The 25,247-nt window shown below is 42.3% G+C and carries 24 protein-coding genes; all 24 read left to right on the top strand.

What is annotated here, in order from left to right:
• Nucleotides 1–68: 68 nt before the first annotated feature.
• Nucleotides 69–4,445, top strand: a complete 4,377-nt coding sequence (locus tag DW152_RS11555; protein WP_118288697.1) for a SpaA isopeptide-forming pilin-related protein — start codon at nucleotides 69–71, stop codon at nucleotides 4,443–4,445.
• An 88-nt stretch (nucleotides 4,446–4,533) separates the two neighbouring features.
• Nucleotides 4,534–5,694, top strand: a complete 1,161-nt coding sequence (metK, locus tag DW152_RS11560; RefSeq protein ID WP_199663848.1) for a methionine adenosyltransferase — start codon at nucleotides 4,534–4,536, stop codon at nucleotides 5,692–5,694.
• Entirely contained in the window at nucleotides 5,694–6,671 is a 978-nt protein-coding gene (locus tag DW152_RS11565; protein WP_006426986.1) for a DUF3991 and TOPRIM domain-containing protein, read from the top strand. Before metK ends, DW152_RS11565 begins: the two co-directional genes overlap by 1 nt.
• A gap of 6 nt (nucleotides 6,672–6,677) precedes the next feature.
• Nucleotides 6,678–7,424, top strand: a complete 747-nt coding sequence (locus DW152_RS11570) for a hypothetical protein (RefSeq protein WP_007884619.1) — start codon at nucleotides 6,678–6,680, stop codon at nucleotides 7,422–7,424.
• A 20-nt stretch (nucleotides 7,425–7,444) separates the two neighbouring features.
• On the top strand, nucleotides 7,445–8,248 hold the full coding sequence (locus tag DW152_RS11575) for a DNA-methyltransferase (protein WP_330416781.1): 804 nt from the start codon (nucleotides 7,445–7,447) through the stop codon (nucleotides 8,246–8,248).
• 81 nt (nucleotides 8,249–8,329) lie between these two features.
• A complete protein-coding gene (locus DW152_RS11580; RefSeq protein ID WP_015513330.1) occupies nucleotides 8,330–8,653 on the top strand; it encodes a DUF7768 domain-containing protein in 324 nt (107 codons plus the stop codon).
• Between the two features lie 138 nt (nucleotides 8,654–8,791).
• Nucleotides 8,792–8,968: a DUF3789 domain-containing protein gene (locus DW152_RS11585; RefSeq protein WP_015513331.1), complete on the top strand. Its 177-nt coding sequence runs from the start codon at nucleotides 8,792–8,794 to the stop codon at nucleotides 8,966–8,968.
• A complete protein-coding gene (locus DW152_RS11590; RefSeq protein ID WP_015513332.1) occupies nucleotides 8,947–9,255 on the top strand; it encodes a plasmid mobilization protein in 309 nt (102 codons plus the stop codon). The genes DW152_RS11585 and DW152_RS11590 overlap by 22 nt, the downstream gene beginning before the upstream one ends.
• Nucleotides 9,256–9,261: 6 nt before the next feature.
• Complete coding sequence (locus DW152_RS11595; protein ID WP_007884624.1) at nucleotides 9,262–10,551, top strand: relaxase/mobilization nuclease domain-containing protein; 1,290 nt, start codon at nucleotides 9,262–9,264, stop codon at nucleotides 10,549–10,551.
• A gap of 2 nt (nucleotides 10,552–10,553) precedes the next feature.
• The gene (locus tag DW152_RS11600) at nucleotides 10,554–11,360 is read left to right on the top strand and encodes a PcfB family protein (protein ID WP_007884625.1); all 807 of its coding nucleotides are present in this window, start codon (nucleotides 10,554–10,556) and stop codon (nucleotides 11,358–11,360) included.
• Between the two features lie 5 nt (nucleotides 11,361–11,365).
• Complete coding sequence (locus tag DW152_RS11605) at nucleotides 11,366–12,340, top strand: ArdC family protein (RefSeq protein WP_044927355.1); 975 nt, start codon at nucleotides 11,366–11,368, stop codon at nucleotides 12,338–12,340.
• 49 nt (nucleotides 12,341–12,389) lie between these two features.
• The gene (locus DW152_RS11610) at nucleotides 12,390–12,734 is read left to right on the top strand and encodes a hypothetical protein (RefSeq protein ID WP_007884627.1); all 345 of its coding nucleotides are present in this window, start codon (nucleotides 12,390–12,392) and stop codon (nucleotides 12,732–12,734) included.
• A gap of 16 nt (nucleotides 12,735–12,750) precedes the next feature.
• Nucleotides 12,751–13,029 (top strand): DUF4314 domain-containing protein, encoded by a 279-nt coding sequence (locus tag DW152_RS11615; RefSeq protein WP_024852684.1) that lies wholly within the window; start codon nucleotides 12,751–12,753, stop codon nucleotides 13,027–13,029.
• 23 nt (nucleotides 13,030–13,052) lie between these two features.
• Nucleotides 13,053–14,777 carry a VirD4-like conjugal transfer protein, CD1115 family gene (locus tag DW152_RS11620; RefSeq protein ID WP_154301185.1) on the top strand — a complete coding sequence of 575 codons (1,725 nt, stop codon included), beginning with the start codon at nucleotides 13,053–13,055 and terminating at the stop codon, nucleotides 14,775–14,777.
• Nucleotides 14,778–14,864: 87 nt separating this feature from the next.
• Nucleotides 14,865–15,182: a glutamyl-tRNA amidotransferase gene (locus tag DW152_RS11625; RefSeq protein WP_044927371.1), complete on the top strand. Its 318-nt coding sequence runs from the start codon at nucleotides 14,865–14,867 to the stop codon at nucleotides 15,180–15,182.
• Nucleotides 15,183–15,269: 87 nt separating this feature from the next.
• On the top strand, nucleotides 15,270–16,112 hold the full coding sequence (locus DW152_RS11630) for a hypothetical protein (RefSeq protein ID WP_172590441.1): 843 nt from the start codon (nucleotides 15,270–15,272) through the stop codon (nucleotides 16,110–16,112).
• 4 nt (nucleotides 16,113–16,116) lie between these two features.
• A complete protein-coding gene (locus DW152_RS11635; protein WP_007884639.1) occupies nucleotides 16,117–16,548 on the top strand; it encodes a DUF4313 domain-containing protein in 432 nt (143 codons plus the stop codon).
• Between the two features lie 3 nt (nucleotides 16,549–16,551).
• Entirely contained in the window at nucleotides 16,552–16,992 is a 441-nt protein-coding gene (locus tag DW152_RS11640) for a PrgI family protein (protein ID WP_007884640.1), read from the top strand.
• Nucleotides 16,985–19,315 carry a VirB4-like conjugal transfer ATPase, CD1110 family gene (locus DW152_RS11645; RefSeq protein ID WP_199596345.1) on the top strand — a complete coding sequence of 777 codons (2,331 nt, stop codon included), beginning with the start codon at nucleotides 16,985–16,987 and terminating at the stop codon, nucleotides 19,313–19,315. The genes DW152_RS11640 and DW152_RS11645 overlap by 8 nt, the downstream gene beginning before the upstream one ends.
• Nucleotides 19,315–19,665: a hypothetical protein gene (locus tag DW152_RS11650; RefSeq protein ID WP_117482322.1), complete on the top strand. Its 351-nt coding sequence runs from the start codon at nucleotides 19,315–19,317 to the stop codon at nucleotides 19,663–19,665. Before DW152_RS11645 ends, DW152_RS11650 begins: the two co-directional genes overlap by 1 nt.
• Before the next feature lie 29 nt (nucleotides 19,666–19,694).
• Nucleotides 19,695–21,386, top strand: coding sequence for a lysozyme family protein (locus DW152_RS11655; protein ID WP_117482323.1), 1,692 nt, complete (start codon nucleotides 19,695–19,697; stop codon nucleotides 21,384–21,386).
• A 170-nt stretch (nucleotides 21,387–21,556) separates the two neighbouring features.
• Nucleotides 21,557–23,818, top strand: coding sequence for a glycoside hydrolase domain-containing protein (locus DW152_RS11660; RefSeq protein WP_007884642.1), 2,262 nt, complete (start codon nucleotides 21,557–21,559; stop codon nucleotides 23,816–23,818).
• An 80-nt stretch (nucleotides 23,819–23,898) separates the two neighbouring features.
• Nucleotides 23,899–24,459, top strand: a complete 561-nt coding sequence (locus DW152_RS11665) for a hypothetical protein (RefSeq protein WP_006426967.1) — start codon at nucleotides 23,899–23,901, stop codon at nucleotides 24,457–24,459.
• 403 nt (nucleotides 24,460–24,862) lie between these two features.
• Entirely contained in the window at nucleotides 24,863–25,045 is a 183-nt protein-coding gene (locus tag DW152_RS11670; RefSeq protein ID WP_225877016.1) for a hypothetical protein, read from the top strand.
• Nucleotides 25,046–25,247 lie beyond the last annotated feature (202 nt).

Genomic DNA, 25,247 nt, shown 5'->3' on the forward strand with positions numbered 1-25,247 from the left:
ACCGCAGAGGAAACATCTTCTGCGGTATTTTACTGAAAAAATCTATTTATAATAGGAAGGAAAAGCACATGAAGGTTAGAAAATTAAAGACCAGAATTGCTGCTTTTGGACTGGCTGTCCTGATGGGCATCAGTACCTTGAGCAGTGCGAATGCGTTTGCGGCCGAACAGACAGGCTCGGAACAGCAGACGGAAGTACAGGCATCTGAACAGGCGGTAACAAGCCAGAAAGATACATCAGTTACAGCAGATGATATCACAAAAGCAGTTTCAGATGATACATTTGCAGTGGAAACCAGTATGGAAGGAATCCATTATGATGCAGAAAAAGAAGATGTTACGCTTGTAAGTATCAAAGATGAGAATGGTGGAGAGTATCATTCAGACAAAGCAGGAACATATATTGCCACTTATATGGTCGTTCCAAAAGATAAGAGTGACAGCTATACCATCACCCGTAAAGTGACTCTGACGGATACCGAAGGACAGGCACATTCCGAAGAAAATGGTGGAGAGAAACAGAAGTCAGATACAGAATCTGAAGATGATTCGGATTCGCCTGTGCAGAACTACACAGATGTAGAAATTGAAACATCCGAAGAAGATGCATCTGCACAGGCAATCAAAGAACTGAAAGAGGACATCGAAGAGGGAAATGTGATGGTATTGTCTGCGGCTGAAAGAGCTACAAGCAGCGGTTCCACAGTTACATTGACAAAGGGGAGAACTATTTATTATCCAAGTTATATTGGAAATTATCTTACTTGCCTGTTTACAGTCAATGGAAAAATTGCATACTGCCTTCAGTCCCAGAAAGCATCCCCACCGAGTGGAAGTTATGTAGCACAGGTACTGGACAGCAATAAAAATCTGCAGAAAGTCCTTTATTATGGTTATGGCGGGGCAGGAGATCTGACAGGAAGTTATCTGTCTGGAAAAACGGAAGATGAAAAGTATGTGTATACACACATTGCAGCCAGCTATGCTTATGCAGGAGAAGCCGGATTTACAGGGTGTAATTATAATGACCTTGTAAATGCAGGGGTTATCGCATATATCAATTATCTGTTTGGACAGGAAGAACCGCCAAAAGGTGAACTGAGCCTTTCAAGCACAAAGCTGAATGCAGTACGGGATGGAAACATCCAGAAAACACCAAATATCACACTGTCTGGAGATCACAGAAACTATGTGACACTGAGTGTACCAGAAAATGTGACAGCACATAATCTTTCCAAAGGAACAAGTGTTACAAATGGAAAAATCCAGATTTATGGTGGAGATACATTCTATCTGTCCGCAGATTTATTACTGACAGGCAGTTATGCTTCCGGCAACTTATATGGTTCTGTCGGAAAGACATGGAGAACACTGGTGTTGACAACCGGAGATTCCAAGCAGGATATCGGTGTATTTGAAAGCGAAACAGCAGCGCCGGTAAGCTTCAGTGTACAGTGGCTGAATATGACACGCATTGAACTTATGAAGAAAGATGTCAATACACAGAATCCACTGTCAGGAGCAGTTTATGGTATTTATACTGATAAGAAGTGTGAAAATCTGCTGATGACAATGTCAGCAACCGGAACAGACGGAAAAGCAGTCAGCGATTATTTTGATTCTGCACTGAAAACAGTGTACGTGAAAGAGATCACTGCTCCGACAGGATACAAACTGAATACAGAAGTATATAAAGTGGCTGTTACTGCCGGAAAGACAATGACTGTAACAGCAACAGATGAGAGAGTCACCGGAAAGGTGAAAATCGCAAAGATCGATAAAGAAACACTTGCATTTAAAGCGCAGGGGGACAGTGTTCTTCGTGGTGCTGTGTATGGTCTGTATGCAAAAGAGGACATCGTGCATCCGGATGGCACAACAGGGGTTCTGTATAAACAGGACAGCCTGATTGCACAGGGAGTCATCGGAGATGACGGAACACTGGAATTTTCAGAATTATACCTTGGAGAAATGTATGTAAAAGAGATCACTCCACCGGAAGGATATACACTGGATACTACCAAATACGAGGTATCAGTAACTTATGAAGGTCAGGATGTTGCCGAAGTGACAAGAGACCTTACGGTAAAAGAGCAGGTAAAGAAACAGGCATTCCAGTTAATCAAAATCAGTGAAGATGGAGAGCAGACAGAAACAGACCTGGTTGCAGGAGCAGGATTTAAGGTATATCTGATCAGCGACCTGACACAGGTAAAAAATGGAAAACTGAAGCCAGCCAATGGAGAAAGCTATACAGCAAGCGATTTCAAAAATTATGACTTCAGCAAAGAGCAGGTTGCAGTTACTTACGAGAATGGAACAGCCGTGCCAGTACCAGAACTGATCACTGATACAAAAGGATATGCAGTCAGCCCGGAACTGCCGTATGGAAGTTATGTTGTAGTGGAAAGTACTACCCCTGAGAATTTGAAAACCATTGATCCATTTGTTGTAAATGTGGAAAATGACAGCAGAGAGCCAATGCAGTGGAGAGTATTTGATGACCGTCCGTTTGAATTCTTGTTGAAAATTGTAAAGAAGGATGCACAGACTGGAAATACGGTTTTAAAGGCTGGTGCTTCTTATAAGATTTACGATGTGACAAATAAGAAATATGTGGAACAGGTTGTTCAGTATCCGAAGAAAGAAAAGATCAGTGTATTCGAAACAAACGAGGAAGGATATCTGATCACACCGCAGGAACTGAAGTGTTCTACCTATCGAATCGAAGAAGTGAAAGCACCGGAAGGATTTGTAAGACAGGGAAGCGAAGAGTCCCTGTATGATGGAACAACGATTATTTCACCATTAGAGCAGACTACAAAAGGAACATATAAAGAAAATCCACAGAGCGGTATTGTAATTACAGTATCCTCAAACATTGCACATCAGATTGATCCAGATACAGGAGCAGCGATTGTAGAGGTAGAACAGAAAAACGATGAACAGGTAGGAAGCCTGCTCCTGACGAAAAAGGGAGAACAGCTTACCGAAGTAACAGGAGATTCTGTTCTGGCAAAAGTAAAAGCACTGGTCTCTAAAGTAAGAAATGCTGTATCTGGTAAAGAAGAAACATGTATTTATAAAGGCTTTAAATATGAAGAAACCGGAGTAGAAGGTGCTGAATTCGAAGTATATGCCAAAGATACCATCTATTCACCGGACGGAGCAAAGGACGAAGAAGGAAATCCAGTTGTCCGTTATGAGAAAGATGACCTGGTAGCCAAACTGACTACAGATGAAAATGGAACAGCAGTTATCTACAATCTGCCACTGGGAACGTATTATCTGAAAGAGGTTGTAGCAGGAGAGAATTTTGTCCTAAATACAGAACAGAAAGAATTTACCCTGACAGCAGAGGATGATACACAGGCAGTTGTTTATGAAGGCGTTACCTATAAAAATGAAAGACAGAAAGTTTTCGTATCAGTAGAAAAGAAAGATTCTGTCACAGGCGAAAAGCTGGAAGGTGTTATTTTTGGACTGTATGCTGCAGAAGATATTCTTTCTAATCAGGGAGAGGTTCTCGTAGAGAAAGATACCTTGCTGGAAAAGAAAGCAACGGATGCAAAGGGAACACTTACTTTCGACAGTGATCTTCCACATGGAAAATACTATGTCAAAGAGGAAGTCAGAAAAGCTGGATATCTTCCAAATGAGGAAGTATGGAATGTAGATGCAACTTACGAAAATCAGAATCTTGCAAAGATTGAACTGAACAAAGAAGTTGAGAATCAGCCGACAGAAACACGCATTACAAAAACAGATGCAACTACCGGAAATGAGCTGGAAGGAGCCAAACTGCAGGTCATTGATAAAGACGGAAATGTTGTGGAAGAATGGGTAAGCAGTAAGGAAGAACATGTCATTTACGGACTGCCGGAAGGAAGTTATACCTTACATGAGGAACTGGCTCCTTATGAAGATGGCTATGTGTCTGCCAGCGATGTGATGTTTGAAGTCAAAGAAGATGGCAGTGTGACAAAGGTTGAGATGAAAGATGAATATTCCAAAGTGGAAATTTCAAAAACAGACCTTACAACCGGAAAAGAACTGGAAGGGGCAAAGCTTCAGATTATCCGCAAAGACGGAACTGTTCTGGAAGAGTGGATTACAGATGGAAAACCACATTCCGTTGAAAAACTCCCAGTCAATGAAGAACTTACTCTGCGTGAGATCACAGCACCGGATGGTTACGAGATTGCGGAAGATGTCACATTTACATTGAAAGATACAATGGAAGTCCAGAAAGTAGAAATGAAAGATGCCAGAACACCGGAGAAAACAACAGAAAAAACAAATGCACCAAAAACAGGTGATAACCAGAAAATATGGGCGTTTGTTCTGCTTGCACTGGCATCTGCTGGAACAGCTACAGGAGTGACTGTATACCGCAGAAAGAAGTCAAAAATGACAGACAACAAAAAAGAAACAGAAGAAAAATAAAATAAGAATTACAGGATAAACCAATCTGACAGGGCAGGAGATGTGCATAAAGCAGCTTCTGCCCTGTCTGTATATAAGGAGAAGAATGATGAGACGTTTTTATACAGCAGAATCAGTAACAGAAGGACACCCAGACAAAGTATGCGATCAGATAGCAGATGCAATCTTAGATGAATGTCTGCGTTACGATCCATCTTCGAGAGTGGCGTGTGAAGTCCTTGCTACAAGAGGAAATGTGTTTGTAGCAGGAGAAATCACCAGCGGATATGAACCACCAGTGTTTGATGTGATCCGAAAAGTTTTAGAAGAGTGTGGATATTGTACAGATGGGATAGAAATGGATACGTTTGTACACCAGCAGAGTCCAGATATTGCGAAAGCAGTGAGTGTGTCGAAAGAATTTCGGGATAATATCGGCGCAAAATTAAGAGATAGAAGCAGGGGAGCTGGAGATCAGGGTGTTATGGTCGGATATGCGTGTGATGATACTCCGCAGCTTATGCCAATGCCGACTGTTCTGGCACACCGGATCACACGTGAACTTTCGGCTTGCAGAAGAAGCGGATATATCAAAGATATCTTTTCGGATGGAAAAGCACAGGTAACCGTAGAATATGAAGATGGAAAGCCAGTGAGACTGGAAAGTGTTGTTGTTTCCTGCCAGCATGGTGCAGAAAAGAGCCTGAAGAAGTTAGATGCCGAAATCAGAGAGAAAGTGCTTCGCTCAGCACTCAGATTACTGCCGCCGGATGAGGATACGAAGATTCTGATCAATCCGTCAGGAAAATTTGTGTGTGGAGGGTTTGATGCAGATACCGGACTGACCGGAAGAAAGCTGATGGTGGATACTTATGGAAGTATGGTTCCGCATGGCGGCGGTGCATTTTCAGGAAAGGACTGTTCGAAAGTAGACCGTTCGGCAGCTTATATGGCAAGGTATATCGCAAAAAATATAGTAGCTGCTGAGTTTGCAAGCAAGTGTCAGGTGTCTCTGGCTTATGCAATCGGAGTAGCAGAGCCGGTTATGATTGAGGTGGATACCTTTGGTACAGGGAAAGTGTGTGCGGATGATTGTCTGGCGGCAGCAATCCCACTGGTGTTTGGAGTGACACCTGTTCAGATCATGGAATCCCTTCGACTGAACCGTCCGATTTTCCGGCAGACGGCAGTTTTTGGTCATTTTGGAAGAAAGGAGTTTCCTTGGGAGCGGACGGATAAGGTACTGGCTCTTCAGGATGCAATTCTGTAATGCCCTGGGTAACGGAAGAAGAGATTCAGGCAGCAAAAAATATGACTGCGTATGAGTATTTGCGGACGCATCAGGCACAGCGGTTGCAAAAGACAAGAACCAGAAATGAATGGCAGTTGACGGACCATGACAGTTTTAAAATCAATGAACTGTCCAGCAAATGGCATTGGAAATCCAGAGATATCGGTGGCGTGTCCGCACTGCGGTTCCTGATTGAAGTAGATGGAATGAAATTTACAGATGCCGTAAAACTGTTGTGCGAAGAGAGTCCGTCTTTTATTCCGACACAGTCTGCGAAAAAGGAAAAACCACCCTTTAAGCTGCCGGAGAGATATTGTAATTGCAGACGAATCAGGGCTTATTTAAACCACAGAGGAATCAGCGATGAAGTGATCACATATTGCATTTCGCATGAAATCCTTTATGAAAGTGTCCCGTACCATAACGCTGTTTTTGTTGGAAAAGATGAATCCGGAAAAGCAAGATATGCATTCCTGCGAGGAATCTATGAAAAAAACGGGAAAGGATTCAAGATGGAGCAGACCGGGAGTGAAAAAAAGTACAGCTTTTGTATTCCACCTGAAAGAGAAACAAAACGAGTTGTCGTATATGAAGCGTGTATTGATGCACTGGCCCACATGACACTGGAAGAAGGAAAGAGGGATAAATATCGTCTTTCCCTTGGAGGAATCGCTGCTCCGAAAGAAAACACACAGATACAGAGTGAACGTTTTAAAAAGCTGCCGGATGCACTGGAAGAGTTTCTGAAGAACCATCCGGAAATCAAAGAAATTGAAATCTGCACCGATAATGACTTTGCCGGGAGATGGGCGAAAGAACAGATGAAAAAACATTACGAGGGAACGTATCAGATTATTTGCAATCTGCCGGAAAAAGAAGGGGCAGATTATGCAGACCTTGCGAAAGAAAAAAAGCAGACAAATAAATGCAGGGACAGACCATTAGAAAGAAGGTGATAGAGAATGGAAGAAAAAGGAACGATGCACGTACATCTGTTGACGGAGCTGACTGGAAATCTTTATTCAGAAGAATCCGAATGGGAAGAAGAGTGGTCGGAGAGTGATGAATATGGAATGCCATTAGATGGAACAGAACTTGCCGATTATGAAGAAGTCATCCGAGAAGAACTGGAACGCTATGGGGAAGATGATCTCATGCAGTATTTTGACGGAAGTGAGTCCATTCAGGAAAAGATACAAAGTGCAGTTGTTACGATAGAAAACAAAGACGGAATCCTGTACGGCTGTACCAAACTGGAATTAAATGAATTTTTAAGTCAGGAAGAACTACAGGAATTCACCGAATACATTACAGGGCAGTACAGTGACGGGTGGGGTGAAGGATTTGAACAGAGGGATATCAAGGTAGATGGTGGAACGATGAATGTGCATTTTTGGCATCCTAATATGGAACAGCCGAAAATGTATGAAAAGAAAACAGAGCAGATTCCGACAAAGCCTGAGAAACAACGTCCCAAGTTACAGCTCCTTGGACATGATGGGAATATTTTTTCCATTATGGGCGATGCCTCAACTCTTTTGAAAAAGAATAAACAGACAGCAGAAGCAAAAGAAATGCGTAAAAGGGTATTGGAAAGTGGGGACTATTACAAAGCACTTTTGATTATCAGCGAATATGTAGAAACTGAGTTGAGTCCGCCGCCCAAAGAAAATAAAAAGACAAAGAAGAAAAATCAGCCGGAACGCTGAGAAAAGAAAGGATGATGCCTATGACAAATGGCCTGAGTTTGGAAGAACTTATGAAAGAGGGAACATACCCGGAGGAATATACTGAAGGGGAAAACTGGAAAATATTACATGGAGATACATTAAAACTGGTCAAAGCATTCCAGCCGGGAATCTTTGATGCAGTTATTACCGATCCGCCGTATGCATCCGGTGGAACAAAACAGAATGAAAGAAATCGTACTACAAATCAGAAATACAGCAGTATGAGTGCTGCCAATGCACTTCCGGATTTCGATGGGGATAACAAAGACCAGAGATCTTGGACGCACTGGATGGCTGAATGGCTCTATGATGTGCGGAAAGCCTGCAAGAAAGGTGCTCCGATCTGTCTGTTCATTGACTGGCGTCAGTATCCATCGATTACCGATGCATTGCAGTGGGCAGGATGGATCTGGCGAGGAACAGCGGTGTGGGATAAGGGAAACTCCCGTCCACAGAAAGGCCGTTTCCGCCAGCAGGCTGAATATATTGTGTGGGGCAGTAACGGACCGATGCCGATCAACCGTCCGGTATCTTGTCTGCCGGGCGTCTTCCGATATGGCAATCCGCAGAACCGGATTCATGTGACAGAGAAACCGTTGCAGCTTATGAAAGATGTTATCCAGATTTGTGAACCGGGAGGGCTGATCCTGGACCCGTTTGCCGGAGCAGGAACAACTGTCCTTGCAGCGGTTATGACAGGTTATCGTGCAGTGGGAATTGAGGTAACAGATGCCTACTACAAACTGGGAAGTGACAGAGTGAAAATTGCATTAGAAGCAGAGCAGAAAGAGGATGAAAAGTAGCCGGGATGTCCAATTGGACATCTTGTTTTTTATAGAGAAAATGAGTGGCATCCAACTGGATGCAGGAAGGAGATGGAGCGTATGGAACAGGCTCTGGCTTATGTGTGCTGTTCAGCAGAAGAAAGCCGGGTAAAGGTGCAGAAATATTGCAGAAAAATCTATGAACTTGGGTATGTACCAATCTGTCCGAGATTTGTATTCTCACCATTCTTGGAAGAGTCTGATGCAGAAGATATGCAGGGATATGGAAGAATGTCCCATATCCTTTTACGGAGATGCCGGATGGTAGTCGTATGTGGGAAAGAAGTGACAGGAACAATGAATACCGAAATCAGTATGGCAGACAGACTCCATATCATTTGTACGACACTTGATGGACTGGTACAGATAAAAGAATCAAAATAAATCAGAATCGAGTCAATCCGGTGCTACAGAAACTGGCGGTACTCGTTTTGCAAGCATAGCGTTTGGATATCCAAACGCACTTTGGGGAGAACCCCAATCCCCCGGACACAGACGGAAATGGAAAGGAAGGATCAAGTCATGTTAAGAAATGGAGTAATGATTGTAATCGCATTGATGAGCGGAGGATTTATAGGAGTGATAGTGACCTGTTGCATGGTTGCAGCGAAAAAATCCGATGAGGATCTTGGCGGTATGATGAAAGAGGAAGAGAAAAAAGAAGGGACGGTGATGCAATGCGAAAACGAAACCATGTGATCCCGGTACGGCTTAATGCAAGGGAAGTCAGGGAACTGAATGAGCAGGTCGAAAGAAGCGGTCTGAGCCGGGAAGAGTTTATGCGTTCGTTGATTTTAGGAGCGCAGGTTCATGCAAAACCCTGTGAGCATCATCCCGAATTGCTCCGAAAGATTGCAGGCTTATGCAACAATGCCAATCAGCTTGCCCATGTTGCCAATGCTTCTGGTATGGCAAGCGAGCAGAGTATTCAGGAAATGCTGCGGCTTACCAAAGAAACATGGCATCTGGTAAAGGAAGAGTGGTAATGCCGGATGGCTTATACAAGTGTTATCCCCGTCCACCGCCTGGACCGTTCTATCGAATATGTGAAAGATAAAGAAAAAACCACACAGAAAGCGGACTCTCTGGAGGCTGCCATCGATTATGCCATGAATCGGACCAAGACGGAACAAGCGGTCTTCGAAGATACCATCGGATGCACCAATGAAAATGCGTATGAAGATATGCTGACAACGAAAAAGAGATTCCATAAGATGGGCGGTGTGGAAGGATACCATCTGGTACAGAGTTTTGCAGAAGGTGAGGTGACACCGGAACTGGCACATCTCATCGGGCAGGAACTGGCAGACCGGCTCTTAAAAGGACAGTTTGAAGTAGTCATAACAACACATCTTAATACCAGACACTATCATAATCATATTGTCTGGAATTCTGTAAGCATGGTGGACGGACATAAGTACCATAGTAATGCTAAGAGTTATTATACGGAGATCCGTAAGATTTCCGATGACTTGTGCAGAAAATATGGTCTGTCTATCATTGAATCCAATCAGAAAAAATCAATCCCTTATGTACAGTGGAAAGCAGAACAGGAAGGAAAACCGACATGGAGAATGGCGATCCGTTTGGATATCAGGGAATCGGTACAGGAAAGCTACTCCTGGTTACAATTCCTAAAAGAGATGGAAAAGCGGGGTTATACATGGAAACTGAACAGGAAATACATTTCTTTAAAAGCTCCGGGAATGGAGCGGTATATCCGTCTGCGTTCTCTCGGAAAAAACTATTCCGAAGAGGAAATACGTGGGCAGATACTACAGCCAAAGGTGAAACGAGTCTATCAAAAGGCAGTACAGATTCATCCCAAAAAGAAACTGACCGGGATTCAGGCACTGTATTATTCCTATTTATATCAAATGGGGGTACTGCCAAAAAGACCGAAAAGGAGTCCATACGCTGTCAGAGAGGATATCCGGAAACTGGACCGCAGGATTGAACAGATTGAATTTCTACTGAAACATGACATCATAACCAGAGAGCAGCTTGCCGCGTACCGAGAGCCATTGCAAAAGCAGATTGCGGAACTTATGAAAGAACGCAGAAGATTGTATCGGAATGGGGGCAGGGAGACTGGGGAAGAACGATTGTCCGAAATCAATGAGGAATTGAAGCGACTCCGTAAGGAAGTTCGTATGACCGTTCAGATTGAGAAACATTCCTTGGAAATCGAAGCGAGACTTCAGGAAGCGGAAGAACAGAGCCAGAATGAAAAACGTGTGGAAGATAAAGAAAGAATGCAGAAAAGTCAGGAGGTGAGATAAGTATGAATTACGGAGCAGAACCGGCAGATCAGGTGGTACGGTACAGTCTGGAAGGGATGGAGTATTCGCTGAAGATCACCGGGAATGTAGCAAAGCATGTGGCAGTCTTTATTGCTGCCGCCTTGAAGGACCAGAAAAAGACAAGAGGGAAAACAAGACTTACCAGAATGTTAAAGGAACAGCGCCCGATGAAATTTTTTACCGTTCCGGGTGACCGTTTAAAAGAATTTGCAAAAGAAGCCAAGGCGAGAGGTATCTTATATGTAGTCATCAAAGATAAGGTGAATCCGGACCAGACAGAGGTCATGGTATTTGCAGATGATGCAGCGAAGATGAATCGGGTATTAGACCGGATGAATCTGGATTTTGTAAAAGCAGAATCAGGCTCTATGGTTACGGAAGCAGTGGAAAAAGAGACTGCACCGGAAAAGGCAGAAAACCAGATGGAAAAAGAAACCGGGGAGAATGTACGGACAGAGACCGTTGTCCTGCCGGAAGGCAAGATAGAATTTGAACTGGACGATGCGGAAGAAATGTTCCAGATCGGGGATGAGGCTTTCCCGGAAGGAAATTTTACACAGGCGCAGGAGGGGGAAGAAAAGAATCCATCCGAACCTTTCTCGCGCAACAGAAATACTTCTTCCGATCGGGAAATTAGCTGGAAAGAAAAGAATGAAAAACCATCTGTGCGGAAAGAACTCGGAGATATCCGCAAGGAACAGGAAGAGAAACGTAAGAGGCCGGACAGACGGAAAAATGCCAGAGAGAGCCGGAAGAAACGTAAGAATATGAAAACGAAAGGCAGGTAATGTATATGGATTTAACAGATATGATTTCAGGGGGAACGGAAGAACAGCAGGTTCCTGAACAGAAATTGACGAAAGAAGAATATGCAGCCAAAAAACAGCAGGAAAGAGAAGAGGTATGGGCTGAAGTAGATTCACAGGCACAGGGAGTTTTTCAGGATGGAGAAAAACTGAAAGGCTTTCTGGACTTTATGGCAGAGTGTAATACCCAGAGAACACCGAATCTGCTTTTGATTTACGGACAGCATCCAGATTTTAAGGTGGTAAGGTCTTATGAACGCTGGAGAGAAGAACACCGTTCGGTCAAAGTCGGGGAACATGGCATTACTTATATGATTTCCACTGAATACGAAAAAGACGGAGAAATGCGGAGAGGGTATACGATTGGAAAAGGATTTGACATCAGTCAGATGTCTGGAAAGCCATTGGAAGAACGCCCTCAGCGAAGTCTGACAGAACTGATAGGAACTGTCTTAAAAGACCAGTCGGTACGTGTGCAGATTGAGGATGATCTGCCAGACAAAGTGCAGGCCCAGTACAATCCGAGATACCGTACCATTTATATCCGCAACGGAATGAGTGAAGTAACGACATTCCATGCACTGAACAGAGAACTGGCGTGTGCAGCACTGGACCAGCATACCGGAACCTACAGCCGACAGAAAGTCAGTGCACAGGCTTATTGTGCAGCCTATGTGATTGCGAAACGTTATGGTGTGGATGTTACCGGATTCAATCTGGAGTATATTGCACAGAGAAATGAATGTGGAAAGAAAGATCCACAGGAACTGAGAGACTTTTTAAATGATGTCCGTCAGGCTTCCTATAGTATCCGAAACCATATCGAACGGAATTTTGGTGCAAAGGAACAGGAGTATGTAACCGATGAGTTCGCAATCGGAGACCCTGTAAAAACACCGGAAACCAAGGATGAAAAAGCATCTGGAAAAGAGAAAAAAGCAAAGAACCAGCCGGAACGATAAAAGTGAAAAAGTTGGACGGTTGGAGTAGCTATTACGGAGGTCTTGTGATATGGTTGGTGTAACAAAAAAGGAGGTCAGCCAGATGACAAAATACTATTTGAAGATGGATAACATTATGAAAAATATGTTCGTGGTGGCACTGAATGATGAGCTACAGGCGCAGAGTGAGCAGGATGAATGTTTGGAAGAAACGAAAGCTCTTCTGAAAAAAGTAAGTGAATACGACCTCGCTCAGAAACGACTGCAGATTACAGCCGGGGAACAAAGGCAGATCCGTAAGGCACTGAACAGACTCAGAAGTAAATATCTTGCAGCCGGAAGATACAGTGATGGAATAGATAAAGTTATTATTCAGGTTGCAAAACCGAATACTAGCAGACACATGTTCTGGTAGAGAAAGGAGTGGTTGATTGGTCATTTATTCAAGAGAAAAAGTGGCAAGACTTAGAGAACAGTATCCGGCAGGAACAAGAATCTGTCTGAATTCGATGGATGGAGAAGCGGGTATGCCGCAGGGACTGGAAGGAACTGTGCAGTATGTGGATGATGCAGGCCAGCTTGGTGTTAAGTGGGACAACGGCAGAAGTCTCTCACTGATACCGGGAGTGGATTCCTTTCATAAGAAAGAAGGACAGGGACATCCAGAAGAAAAGCCACGCAAGAAAAGAGAATCTGACTTGCAGAGATAAGTACAAAAAAGCAGGACTGGGTTCTGTATCTTGTCTTTCTGCCATTTGTCTGGTGGGCGGCAGCGATTACCGCTTGTGCCATTACACCGGATAAGAATTTTATTCAAATCTTAGAAACGCTGAGCGAAAAACTCGAACAGCCGTTTTTTATCACGTATACACCGTATACGTTCAAATGTATTCTGATATTCACAGCAGCCTATTTCTTAGGCATTGGTATTTATGAATCCCAAAAAAGAAATTATAGAAGAGGCGTGGAACATGGTTCCGCAAAATGGGGCAACGTGTCCGAAATCTGCAGACGTTACTGCGAAAAGCAGTACACGAATAATCTGCTTCTGACACAGCATTTCCGCATGGGACTGGATGGATATAAGCATAAACGAAATTTAAATGTGCTGGTAGTCGGAGGTTCCGGGGCAGGAAAGAGCCGGACCTATGCGATTCCGAACATCATGCAGTGCAACTGCTCGATGGTGATCACAGATCCGAAAGCGGAACTTCTGCGCAAAACAGGAGGTGTTCTGGAACGGAATGGATATGAAGTCCGGGTTTTTGATTTGATCAATCCGGAGACTTCCTGGTGTTATAATCCGTTTGCGTATGTCCGGGATGACAAGGATGTGCTGAAACTAATTAACAACCTGATCCGCAACACGACACCGAAAGGTGCACAAAGCTCGGACCCGTTCTGGGAAAAGTCAGAGACTGCACTTTTACAGGCACTTATGCTGTATTTACTGCATGAAGCTCCACCGGAAGAACAGAACTTCCCGATGATTATGGAAATGCTTGGAAGCGCACAGGTCAAAGAAGATGATGAGGATTACCAGTCACCATTGGACATTTTGTTTGAAAGACTGGAAATGCGGGACCCAGAGAGTATTGCGGTCAAGCAGTATGCCATTTATAAGCAGGCGGCCGGAAAGACCGCAAAGTCTATTTTGATATCGGTTGGTGTCCGTCTGGCAGCGTTCAATCTGAAACAAATCGCCAACCTGACCTGTACGGACGAACTGGACTTATACAGTATTGGGGAGAAAAAAGTAGCACTGTTTTGCTGTATTCCGGATGCAGACACCAGCATGAATTATCTGGTCGGCATGATTTACAGTAATCTGTTTCAGACACTGTATTATGTGGCAGATCGGAAGTACGGAGGAAGGCTTCCGATTCCGGTACACTGCATTATGGATGAATGGCCAAACGTAGCCTTGCCGGATGATTTTGACAAGATTCTGGCAACCATGCGTTCCAGAGGGATTTCCTGCAGTATCATCATCCAGAACATTGCACAGATGAAAGCCTTATTTAAAGACTCGTATGAGAGTCTGATCGGCAACTGCGATGAATTTTTATATCTGGGTGGAAATGAAAAAGAAGGACATAAGTATGTCTCGGAATTATTGGGAAAAGAGACATTGGATACCAATACCTACGGACAGACAAAAGGGCGTAGCGGCAGCTATTCGGTGAATTATCAGCAGACAGGAAGGGAACTTTTAACACCGGATGAAATACGGCTTTTAGATAACCGCAAAGCGATTTTGTTTATTCGTGGGGAGCGTCCGATCATGGACGATAAATATGATTTAAAAAAGCATGTGAATTTCAGATACACAGAGGACGGTGGTGCATCGCCTTATGATTATGCGAAAACACCACTGGCTCACGACGACCTAAAGATTGACATTAACAGATTAGACGATTACGAACTGCTGTCTACCGAGGACATCCTTGGTGAATAGCAGTTTTTTGATGGATTGGAGTGATGTGTATTGAAGAAACTTCTCACAGGAGAAAAAAATAGAACAAAAAAGAATACAACTGAAAAAATGATAACCCCGATGCCGATGGGGAGAAAACAGAAAAAGTGGATGAGCCTTTATATGGCACTGGTACTGACCGTAACGGTTGGAGCAACGACCGCATTCGCAGCCGGAGATCCGTTGTCCGTTATCAATAACCTGTCTACCTTTATTTTTTCTCTGATTCGTGCGATCGGTTTGATTTTGCTTGGATTTGGTGTTGTGCAGGTTGGTCTGTCTTTAAAAAGCCATGATCCAAGCCAGAGGGCAAATGGATTTCTGACACTGGCCGGAGGGGTAATTATTACGTTCGCCAAAGAAATCCTCGATTTGATTATGGCGTAAGCCTCTTTGAAAAAATATATCAGGAAACAGCAGGAGTGCCGGAAGGTACTCCTGTATTCAAAAATATGTTTAAGGAGGTGAGAGTTTTTGAGTGATAACTGGATTGTACAGAATCTAAACTCAGCACTATCCACATGGAGTGAAAAGATGGCAGAACTGTGGACTCTGCTGACCGAAAATCCGGCAACTTTTAAGGGCGGCGGCATCTGGCGGATTATGGTAAATATTAATGATGCACTGACAGCCATTGCTTATGGATTACTGGTATTATTTTTCGCAGCCGGAATCATTAAAACGTGTGGCAGTTTTACAGATCTGAAAAAGCCGGAACATGTGCTAAAAGCATTTATCCGGTTTGCACTTGCTCAGGGAGCAATTACATACGGGATGGAACTTATGCAGGCACTGTTTTCCATTGTGCAGGGAATCGTGACAACCGTAATGAGTGGCTCCAGTATGGCAGGAAGCGTGACGGAACTGCCAACGGAGATTGTAGATAAGATTGAGAGCGTGGGAATGCTGGAATCTATTCCGCTGTGGATTGTTACACTGCTTGGCAGTCTGCTGATCACTGTATTGTCATTTGTAATGATCCTGACAGTGTATGGCAGAATGTTCAAAATCTATATGTATACGGCAATCGCCCCGATTCCGATTTCCTCATTTGCAGGAGAACCCACGCAGTCCATTGGAAAGAACTTTATCCGTTCTTATGTAGGCGTATGTCTGGAAGGGGCAATTATTGCACTGGCATGTATTATCTTTTCTGCTTATGCAGCAAGCCCTCCGGCTGTCGGAGATACGGAGTTGAGTGCAGTTACAATCGTGTGGAACTATGTCGGAGAACTGGTATTTAATTTACTGGTGCTGGTTGGAGCAATTAAGGCATCTGACCGTATTGTCAGAGAAATGATGGGACTTGGAGGTTAAAAATATGGATATAAAGAAAACATTAAGATATAACTGGGAATTTGGACGTGAGACAGTAGCAATACGAGTGAGCTCTTATCGGAACAATGGAAATTTATATGTAGGACTCTGCCATAAGGAAGGGAGAGAATGGGAAGATTTTGGAGATGTAACCATTAATCTGCCCTATCAGTTCTTAGAGCCAAATGAGGCTTTTATAACAGGAGATTTTACCAAGGATATGCTTCATTTTATCAAGGAACATAAACTAGGAAAAGTGTTGAATGAAACAGGAAGATCAGGATATGCAACCTATCAGAAGGTAGCGTTTGATCTAGCAAGACTTGCGGAATTTGATCCGGAAGGCGTTGCAGAACACTGTAGATTTGCCGGGATAGAAGTACCGAAAGAAAAACCACAGAAAACGAAGAAACAAAGCAGAGGAAAGGAGCGATAAGTTATGGAAGTCAAGATGAATAAAGAAATCCGGGACTATCAGGAATCCATGTTTATGGGACTGGACCTGAGACAATGTGTGTGTTCTGTTCTTGCGATTCTTACAGCAATCGGAATTTACTTTGGAATGCGTGAAATTACCGGACAGGAAATAACCGGATGGCTGTGTGTGCTTGGTGCTACTCCATTTGCTGCCTGTGGCTTTTTCAAATATCATGGTATGACAGCCGAACAGTTTTTATGGGCAGTGATCAAATCCGAATTGCTGTATCCGAAGAAACTGGTGTTTCAGTCGGAAGATATCCACTACTCCTGCATGCAGGAGACCATCTCGCTGGGAGAAAAGAATCAAAAGGATGGAGCGGAAATCATAAAAGAGCGGGAGCAAAGAGCAGAAGCAAAACAGAGAAAGAAACGCAAGGGAAGGAGTGATGCCTTTGATTAAAACCTTAAGTCAGGCACTTCGGATGGATAAGGAACGCTTCAAAGTTCCGAAATCAGTCCAACAGGCAATTCCCATCCAGCGAATCTGGCCGGATGGAATTTTTCAACAGGGAACGAAATTCTCAAAAACATATCGTTTTACAGATATCAACTATTATATTGCGAGTAAGGACAATAAGACAGAAATGTTTCTGGATTATTCCGAACTCTTAAATTCACTGGATTCCGGCATTTCTGCCAAAATTACCATCAATAACCGGAGAATCAATAAAGAAGAATTTGAAAAATCAATCCTGCTTCCAATGAAGGAAGATGGACTGGACCACTACCGGGAAGAATACAACGAAATGCTCCTGTCTAAGATTACAGGAACAAACAACAGCATCTATCAGGAACGGTATCTGACTGTCAGTGTACATAAAAGATCGATTGACGATGCAAGAACCTATTTTGCACGTATCGGAACAGACATCGTAACACATCTGGCAAAGTTATCGTCCACAGCAGAAGGACTGGACGCAGAGAGCCGGCTCCAGATTTTCAGGGACTTCTTCAAGGGAGATGTCCCACAGGCATTTCCGTTTGATCTGAAACAATTTGCCAAGAAGGGAACAAGTTTCAAGGACTGGATGTGTCCGGATTCTATGGAATTTGAACGTGACCATTTTAAAATCGGTGACAGGTACGGAAGAGTCCTGTATATGCAGGATTATGCAAGTTATGTTAAAGATGACATGATTTCAGAACTGTGTGACTTCAGCCGGAATCTGATATTGTCGATTGATATCCTGCCAGTCCCTACGGATGAAGCGGTAAGGGAAATCCAGAACCGACTGCTTGGTGTGGAAACCAACGTGACCAACTGGCAGAGAAGGCAGAACGCTAATAATAACTTCTCGGCAATCGTACCATACGATATGGAACTTCAGAGAAAAGAAACCAAGGAAATGCTCGATGATCTGACAACCAGAGACCAGCGTATGATGTTCGGAATTTTGACAATGGTACATCTGGCAGACAGTAAAAAACAGTTGGATTCCGATACGGAATTATTATTGTCGATAGCAAGAAAGCATCTGTGCCAGATGGCAACATTAAAGTGGCAGCAAGTGGACGGACTCAATACAGTGCTTCCTTACGGACTGCGAAAGATCAATGCCCTGCGTACATTGACAACGGAATCAACGGCTGTTTTAATCCCGTTCCATACACAGGAAATCCTGCAGCCGGGCGGTATCTATTATGGGCAGAATGCAGTCAGCAAGAACCTTCTGGTAGCCGACCGGAAGAAACTGATGAATGGAAACAGTTTCCGGTTGGGCGTCAGTGGATCAGGAAAGAGCTTTTCGGCAAAAGAAGAGATTGTGCATCTGGCATTGAGTACCGATGACGATATCCTGATTCTTGATCCGGAGTCCGAATTCACAAAATTAGTAGAGGCTCTGGGTGGACAGGTTGTAAAAGTATCTGCGACATCAGACAATCACCTGAATGCAATGGATATGGACGCAGCCTACGGCAATGAAAAGAATCCACTGATTGAAAAATCGGAGTTTATTCTGTCTGTATTTGAACAGTTGGTTGGAGCAGGAAACCTGTCAGCAAAAGAAAAGTCAATCCTGGACCGCTGTGCTGCAGATGTGTACCGGGATTATATCCGAAGTGGTTATACCGGAGAAGTTCCGACATTGAAAGATATGTACCGACAGCTGATGTTACAGCCGGAAGAAGAGGCAAGAGGACTGGCATTATCATCCGAACTTTTTATCAATGGAAGCCTGAACACCTTTGCACAGCCGACCAATGTGAATAAGAAGAACAGGATCATGGATTATGATATCCGGGAACTGGGGGAACAGCTTATGCCACTGGGAATGCTGGTTACCTTAGACAGTATTTTCAACAGGGTAATTCAGAACTGGAAAGAAGGAAAAACGACATGGATATTTGCTGATGAGTTCTATCTGTTATTCCGCTATGAATACAGTGCAAATTTCTTCTACCGACTGTACAAGAGAATCAGAAAATACAATGGATTCGTGACAGGTTTAACCCAAAATGTTGAGGAACTTCTGAAATCGGACACTGCAAGACTGATGTTGGCAAACAGTGAGTTTTTGATTCTTTTGAATCAGGCAAGTACAGACAGGGAAGAATTGGCAGCTCTTTTGAATATTTCCGAAAACCAACTGTCCTATATTACAAATGTATCGGTTGGCAGTGGTCTGATCCGTTGCTCTGGAAATATCGTACCATTTGAGAATACGTTCCCAAAGAATACAGACCTTTATAAACTAATGACAACAAAACCGGGAGAATCATAATGAAGAAAAAAGAAGAAGTAACGATAACTTTTTATGCTGCAGAGTGCGGTGAGTTCCATGATTTAGGAGAATATACAAAATGCAGAACGCTGGAAGAGGCATATAAAAAGTACCAGAAGTATTGTAGAACATCTGCCAATATGTGTCCGGCTATTGAATTTTCTATCCATGATCCGGACTCTATTTATTCGGATATGGAATATCCATTGCCGTTGTCATCCAAAGACAGGGGGGATTTGGAACTTGTGCCATATTACAACGAGCATCCGTTGGTAAATGAAGCAATCAGACAGTTGGAAAAGTTACAGAAACAGCAGGAAAAAAAGAAACATCGGGATGTTGCCCGATGAGATAAAAACTACGGAAAGAGGGTGACCGGATGAAAGATATCAAGGAACGGGTAAGGGATAAGAATCCGAAGATTCGAAATCCGGCTGCCCGGCTTCCGAAAGAACTGATTCGCTCGGCTGTACTGGAAGCAAAAGAAAAGCCAAGGGAACTACATGAGAAAAGCAGTGGTCAGTCAGACTCTCCAACACAGTATGGCATTGAAAAAATAGAATCCGTACAGTACAGGGCGGCGAGTGTGACAGGAAAAACCATAGGGAAAACCACATATCGAGGTGGGAAAAAACTTGCCGGAGTGACCTACAGGAAGATAAAAGAAAGAAAAAGCAGACAGGAAGAAGCGAAAGCTGCCGAAGAAGCAATGGAGCAGGGGGCAGAAAGCGGAAAGAAATTAATCAAGTTGAAACCGGAGCAGGCAGCACTTGCCAAGGAGAATGGTAAACGGCAGGTGAAAGCAGCACCGAGAGTGGTAAAAGTATCCGGTCTGTCTCAAGAAAAAATAAAGACACAGGCATCCATGCAGAAACAGCAGATGGAAAAAAGTCTTCAGGCGATGCAGAAAGCAAGAGCAGCCCAGATGGCAAGAAAGTCAGCACAGGCATCGGCAGAAAGTGGAAAAGCAGTCCTTCAGGTAACTGGAAAGGGTTCAAAGTTATCCGTACAGGGAATTACAGCAGCGATTCAAAAAGGGGTAGTAGCTCTTGAAAAAATGGGAAAATGGATTGCTGCCGGAGGTAGTGCATTTCTTCTGGTATTTATTCTGATTGTGGGAATCATTGCAGGAGCAGCTTTCAGCAGTAATTCGGAAAGCTCCGAATCCCTAAGTGAAGAAGTGCTTGCGTATACTTCTGTGATACAGCAGTATGCATCCCAATACGGCATTCCGGAATATGTGTCTGCGATACAGGCCATCATGATGCAGGAATCTGGAGGCAGGGGAACAGACCCGATGCAGTGTTCGGAAAGTCCATATAATACAAGATTCCCACACACTCCTGGTTCTATTACTGATCCGGATTATTCGATAGAGGTTGGAGTACAGACCTTTGCAGACTGTATCAGACAGGCAGGATGCAGCAGTCCACAGGATCTGGACAAGCTGAAACTTGCATGGCAGGGATATAACTATGGAAATGGCTACATAGGATGGGCATTGCAAAGAGGCGGTTATACAGAAGCCAATGCATTGCAGTTTTCACAGGAACAGGCAGCTTCGCATGGATGGAGCAGTTACGGAGATCCCCAATACGTTCCCCATGTGATGCGGTATTATTCCGGTGGCAGCCTGTTTGCTGGTTTGTTTGGTAATCAGCAGATTGTGTCGGTTGCAATGGGGCAGCTTGGAAACAGTGGCGGTCAGAAGTTCTGGAGCTGGTACGGATTTGACAGTCGGGTAGAATGGTGTGCCTGTTTTGTAAGCTGGTGTGCGGATCAGAGCGGTCTGATTGCAAGTGGGAATGTTCCTAAATTCTCATTGTGCAGTGATGGAGTGTCCTGGTTTCAGGGAAAGAATAAGTGGCAGAGTGGCGGAACAACTCCGACAGCTGGAATGATCATCTTTTTTGACTGGGATCATGATGGAACATCGGATCATGTAGGAATAGTAGAAAAGTGTGAAGGTGGAAGAGTTTACACGATTGAGGGAAATTCCAGTGATCAGGTACGGCAGAGAAATTATGCAGTAGATTACAGTTCTATAATGGGATATGGGGTGATAAATTGATGGTTTCTTTCATAATTTGTTAAGGATTTTATAAGGGAGTTAATGAATCCTTTGGAAAATAGTCACAAAATAGTCACAGTTGATTGATAAATTGTTATTGTAACTTTTAGTGATAGACATATAAAGAGTTAGAAATCTTTATAATTGACTTGAATTAGGAGGTAGTGAATATGAGTGATCAGAATGTAAAAGCAGCACAAAAATATTTAAATGCGATGTTTGGTGGACATAAGGATTGGGTAAAACTGGATGAAGATGGAAAGACCGGAACAGCCGTGATGCAGGGAATCATTCGTGCATTTCAGATTCAGAATGGAATCTCAACGATTACAGGAACGGTTGGACCACTTACTATTAATACCATGAAGAAGTTAGCCATTATTACAAAAATGGATCCGAATGATACTCCGCAGGTTAATGTATGCTTGATTCAGTGTGCTCTGTTTTGCAAAGGATATGCTGCTGGAGGAATTACTGGAATTTATTATACATCAGGAGTAAATGCAGTTAAAAAGATGCAGGAAAATGCAGGACTGGAAGTTACGGGCAAAATTGATTGGAAAGTTTGGTCTGGATTGTTATCCCTAAACTGGTTTACAAAGGTTTCTGGTGGGGATTCCAATATTGTTCTTATTCAACAGCAATTAAATAGTGACTGGTCAGATGTTATTGGTGTTGGACCTTGTGATGGAATTGCCTCAAGACAGACAATTTTGTCTTTAGTTGGTGCATTGCAGGCGGCTGAAGGAGTTACAACTGAATTAATTACAGATTTGAATTCAGTTAATTTTGGCGATGCAACAACAAATGCGTTTCCGGGTACATTACAGAACGGACAGAACTCGACGAAATATGTTCCATTTAATAAGATTGCTCAATACGGACTATATTTTAACGGATATAATCCGGGAAGATTCGATGGCGTGTTTGATTCGACTACAGAGTCAAAGGTGTCAGAATTTCAGGAGTTTTATGGTCTGACAGGAATTGGACTTGTAACAAAAGGAAAAGTAAATGTTTCTACTATGAAATCATTGCTTACGAGTAAAGGCGATACAAACAGGGCAGCAAAAGCGTGTGACTGTGCAACAGTATTAAATAAACAACAGGCATTAGATATAAAAAATGCAGGGTATACTCATGTAGGACGTTATCTGACAGGTTCTGTTGGAAAAGAACATACACCGAAATATTTGACATCAACAGAAGTGAAAAACATTGAAAATGCAGGATTATCGGTATTCCCGATATATCAGGATGGAGGATATGAATTAAACTATTTTAAGGATCCGTCCCAGGGAAGTGTTGATGCACAGACAGCAATTTTAGCAGCCGAGAGAATCGGTATACCAAGTGGAACGACTATATACTTTGCAGTGGATTTTGATTGTTATTCATATCAGATTGATACATTTATTATACCTTATTTTGAACAGATTCACATGATCTTTTTCAGTTCGACAAATGATAAAAATTATAAAGTCGGCATTTATGCACCAAGATATGTATGTACTAAAGTTTATGAAGCAGGATTGGCAAGTAAATCATTTGTGGCAGATATGTCAACTGGATTTAGCTGTAATTTGGGATATTCGATGCCGAAGAACTGGGCATTTGATCAATTTTGTGAGTTGAACTCATTTTCTTCATCACCTTCGTTCCCACTGGATAAAGATGCATATTCAGGGAGAGATACTGGATTTAAAAAGTTCGATGCCGTATCGACAAAAACAGATGAGGAAATAGCGCAAGAAAATCTTCGGGCAAAGGTAAAAATAGCACGAAATCAATATGTCTATAATGTAATGGAGCCGCTTGGTTATCTGAATAAAATTATGGATGTGGGTGTGGAGTATGATAAGGAAATTTCACTGGGAACAATGATGAGTCCTCAAGGAGCAATTGATATTTCTACTAAAATATCCACATCGCTTGAAAGTTCAACTGGTAAAATTTATAATATAAAAGTGGATATAGGAAATGATGGAGAATTGACACAAACTTGCAAAAATCAAATTATGGAGATTTCATCAAATTTATCAGATACAGGTATAGAGGGAGCAGATAACTTTGGAAATACGATAGAAAAAATTGCTTTATCGGTTAAATCTGGTAATATTGCTTTTGAAATAAATAATGTTTTTGCCAATAGTGTAGAGTTTTCCATTGTATTTAGTACATCAGATTTGCTGCCAGAAGAGGAAAAAGAGTGGACAATATCGGTTGCTTTGATTTTTACAATGACATTAAATTCTAATAGTGGTCTTGAATTTAATGTTGTAGAATTCACAAAAGAGCATAGTAATATACTGGCAGGAGCCGTAATATTAGTTCTTGCGGGTGCATTAGTTGTAAATGCAATTCCGTCAATTATTGCTTTATTTTCAGCTGGAGCAGGTACTGTTTTTGGTTTGTTGATTCAAGCGCTGTAAATTGTAAAAGAATAAAAGAGACAATGGCCAGAGGTTCGATTTTATAAAGAGGACCTCTGGCAAAAGGGGGATTAAGAAGAATGCATATTAAATCAATTGTGTCAGATGAGGATAGGGAAGAATTAGAAAGAATGCTTTCGCTTGGGTTTATAATTCCTAATCAATTATTTAAAACAAGACAGAAAAGTAGAATGATTATCTATATTTTTACACCTGTAGAATTTTTACTGTCGATTAATTGTTATCTGTCGGAAAGTTATTTGATGTTTGGAATAGGGATTGGAACTTGTGTGGCTTGTGTGGCTTGGATTATTTGGTATCAAATGATTGGTAAAAATTTTGAAAAAAATGTTCATGAATTTGTCTGGGGTAGATCAGGATATGAAACGGTGGATATCGATGAAAACGCAATTAAAATAGATGAAGATCAAATTTATGAATTTAAAAATATTGATAGAATGTTCTTATATAAAAACTTCTTTTTTTTCATAACAAATGAAAAGAAAATATTTATATTTAAAACGACAGATATGGAGTCGGATGAACTTATAAAAATTATTAAAACAACAGGGATTTTATTTGAAAAAAAAGAAAAACCATTTAATATTTATAAGTATTGTAAAAAAGGAAAAAGTTTTTAAAAATAAGCAGAGGATGGTGGATTTATCATCCTTTTAGAGAAGAGCATGTATTTTAAAGGGAATCTGGTTTTGCAGGTTCCCTTTTTGCCATCAAAAACGTTGATGTTTTATCAAATGACGCTAAAAATAAAAAGAATAATGCAGGGGGTGACATTATTAGTTATCGCTGTAATATTTGGATAAAATATAAATAAAACATAAAAAATATAAATAAATTATAAAATGGCGACAGTTTTTTCTTGTTCAAGTGTTTATTATATAGAGGACAAAATAAGACAGCAAAGGAAGTGGTGCTGTTGCATCGGAAAAATGACACAAAATTAGTGATGTCCATTCGGGAAAAGAATTGAAGGGGATTCTTTTCCCCATTTGTCGTGTTACGAAAGACTGAGGGTAAGAAAATATGCTAGAACTTGCAATCTGTGATGATGACATCATCCTATGTAATTGGTTAGAACAGAAGCTGCTCCATTATGGGAAAGCGAATGACTGTCAGATATCTATAGAAATATACTATTCTGCGGAGCAGCTTCTTAACAGGCTGGAAGAAGAATCCTACGATATGTTATTCCTTGATAAGTCCTGATCCCGGCGAACCAGCGTACCGAAGATGGAAACAGCCCGAAAGAGCAGCTTGCCTCTCTGGTAAAAGGCGGTTCCAATGCCAAAGGATACACACTGACAGAGTATATCAACGATATCAATCGCGAGAATACAGAAGTCCTTGCAGAGTATGGAGCAGACGAGAAAGTACGTCAGGCTTATACTTATGGAGAAAGTGGAATCGG

The organism is Dorea sp. AM13-35 (genome assembly GCF_003473885.1).
In the GTDB taxonomy this organism is placed as follows: Bacteria; Bacillota; Clostridia; order Lachnospirales; family Lachnospiraceae; genus Dorea_D; species Dorea_D hominis.